Source organism: Phenylobacterium sp. (assembly GCF_036263695.1).
In the GTDB taxonomy this organism is placed as follows: Bacteria; Pseudomonadota; Alphaproteobacteria; order Caulobacterales; family Caulobacteraceae; genus Phenylobacterium.
Map to the genome: position 1 here is coordinate 1 of NZ_DATAGM010000242.1, position 2,393 is coordinate 2,393.

At 68.5% G+C, this 2,393-nt stretch carries 2 protein-coding genes and 2 tRNA genes; 2 read left to right on the forward strand and 2 right to left on the reverse strand.

Annotated elements, in window-relative coordinates; all coding sequences use genetic code 11:
• Positions 1 to 40 precede the first annotated feature (40 nt).
• Together VHK87_RS09810 and VHK87_RS09815 are read right to left on the reverse strand one after the other, a co-directional pair.
• Positions 41 to 116, reverse strand: a tRNA-Asn gene (locus VHK87_RS09810).
• A 345-nt stretch (positions 117 to 461) separates the two neighbouring features.
• Positions 462 to 535 (reverse strand) — tRNA-Cys (locus VHK87_RS09815).
• A 129-nt stretch (positions 536 to 664) separates the two neighbouring features.
• Here VHK87_RS09815 and VHK87_RS09820 point away from each other — a divergent pair.
• Together VHK87_RS09820 and VHK87_RS09825 are read left to right on the forward strand one after the other, a co-directional pair.
• On the forward strand, positions 665 to 1,237 hold the full coding sequence (locus tag VHK87_RS09820) for a protein-L-isoaspartate O-methyltransferase (RefSeq protein ID WP_329634716.1): 573 nt from the start codon (positions 665 to 667) through the stop codon (positions 1,235 to 1,237).
• Positions 1,238 to 1,358: 121 nt separating this feature from the next.
• Positions 1,359 to 2,393: TolC family outer membrane protein (locus VHK87_RS09825; protein WP_329634717.1), on the forward strand; the 1,035-nt coding region annotated here is incomplete at its 3' end.

A 2,393-nucleotide genomic window follows, 5' to 3' on the forward strand; every position in this document is an offset into this window, starting at 1 on the left:
CACCGTGCCGGTGGTGTGAATTGTAGGGAAGGGGTCTCGATGGCTCCCCGGGCAGGACTCGAACCTGCGACCCGGCGGTTAACAGCCGCCTGCTCTACCAACTGAGCTACCGAGGATCAGGGCCGTCGAGGGCCGGGCGTATACGCCGCCCGGATTTTCCGCGCAAGGCGCCAGAATGGTTAAGGCCAAGCTTTCGCACAAAAAGGAGCCCGGCGCGAGGCCGGGCTCAAAGAAGTCGGTGATGGTGGGGTGTCTTCAAGGAAGACGAGGTGAGCCTCTGCGCTCATGGTTAAGCGAGTGTTAACGACATCTGCGCGTGGGGTTTGCTTGCCTGCGGGCGAGGCGAACCCCGCGTTTCGCAAGGGTTTCGGCCGCGCGGCTCTTAACGCCAAGTCGCGGCGAATCGGCGCGATCCGGCGCGAATCGGCCGGTGCAGCGAATCAGATGGGCGGGGAGAACGCTGGAGGCCTGGCCGAGAATCGAACTCGGGTACGCGGATTTGCAGTCCGCTGCGTGACCACTCCGCCACCAGGCCAGCGTCGAGCGCCGGATGGCTAACAGAACCGCACCCACGCCGCAATCTCTCTCCGAACCGGTCATTGCGGAGCATCGCCGCGGGGTCCTATAAGCCCGCGTCCAACTTCGCCGACCAAGAAGGGGCCCCATGGTCTCCGACCTCGCCGCCGCTCGCATCAACATGGTGGAGAGCCAGGTGCGCACCAGCGACGTCACCGACGTGCGCATCCAGGACGCCATGCGCGCGATCGCCCGCGAGCAGTTCGTCCCCCCGGGCAAGACATATCTCGCCTACGCTGACGTGGCCGTGGAGTACGCGCCGGGCCTGTTCCTGCTGAGCCCGCGAGACGTCTCAAAGCTGCTGCACGCGCTCAGGCCCGAGCCGGGCGAGCGGGCGCTGGCGATCGCCGCCCCCTACGCCGCCGCGGTGCTGGAGCATGTCGGCCTCAAGGTCGACCGCCTCGACGAGGGCGACCTGGCTGCGCCCGCGGCAGGAGACTACGACCTGATCGTCTGCGAAGGCGCGGTGGCCGCTCCGCCGCAGGCCTGGCTGGACGCGCTAGCCGTGAACGGGCGCCTCGGCGTCATCGAGCGCGACGGCCGTCTGGCCCGCGCCGTGATCTACAATCGGACGGAGGAGGGCGTTGGGTCGCGCCCCGTGTTCGACGCCGCCGCCGCTTTCCTGCCCGGTTTCGCGCCGAAACACGGCTTCGCGTTCTGAGGTTTTGCAATCCTTTCGAAACTTCAGCGTGAAAAAATCTTAAGCATACGACCTCTGGTCCGGAGCCGGCCGGGCGGTCATACAAAGTCGCGTTCTCTCGCCGCTGTCGGGGATATGTCACATGGTCGGTAGCCGTCGCGGAGGCCTGCTCGCCGCTGTCTCGTGCGTGATCGCTCTTGGAGTGACGTCGCAGGCCTCGGCCGAAACGCTGGCCGACGCCATCGCGCTCGCCTACCAGAACAACCCGAGCCTGCAGGCCCAGCGCGCCGCCCAACGCGCCCTCGACGAGAACTGGGTGCAGGCCCGGACGGGCTGGCGGCCCTCTCTTGGATTCAGCAGCACGGCGAACTGGCAGGAGCGGCGGACCCCCATTCCGGATGCGGCGGCGATCGACATCGACGGCGACGGCAGAACGGACTTTATCGATCCGGAATTCGTCGGACGCGCCGAGAGCACCTCTGGCACTACCGGCTTTCGCCTCACCCAGCCCATCTGGACAGGCGGCCGTGTCGCCGCAAACGTCTCGGCAGCCGAGGCCGAAGTCCTCGCCGGCCGCGAGAACCTGCGGCGGATCGAGCAGCAGATCCTGCAGACCGTGATCACCGCCTACGTGGACGTGCGCCGCGACCAGGAGGCCCTCCGCATCCGCGGCGAGAACGTCCAGGTGCTGCAGCGCCAACTGGAGGAGTCCCGGGCCCGTTTCGAGGTGGGGGAGATCACCCGCACCGACGTGGCCCAATCCGAGGCCCGCCTCGCGGCCTCGCAGGCGCAGTTCCAGCTCGCCCAGGCCCAGCTGGCCATCAGCCGCGCCAACTACGCCGCCGTCGTCGGGCAGAACCCAGGCGACCTGGCGCCCGAGCCGTCGCTGGCCGGTCTGCTGCCGTCCGACCCCGACCAGGTGTTTGATGCGGTGGAGCAGTTCAACCCGAACATCCGCGCCGCCGAGTACACGCAGCAGGCCAGCCGCGCCCGGATCGCCGGCGCCCGCGCCGAGCGCATGCCGAACGTGTCGCTGGACGCCAGCCTCGGCCACAGTGGCGGCCCGCTCGACCCGTTCGACCGCCGGGACTACTCCCGCAACGTGACCGCGACCGCGACCGTGACCGTCCCCATCTTCTCCGGCGGCCTCGTCAGCTCGCGCATCCGCCAGTCGGTG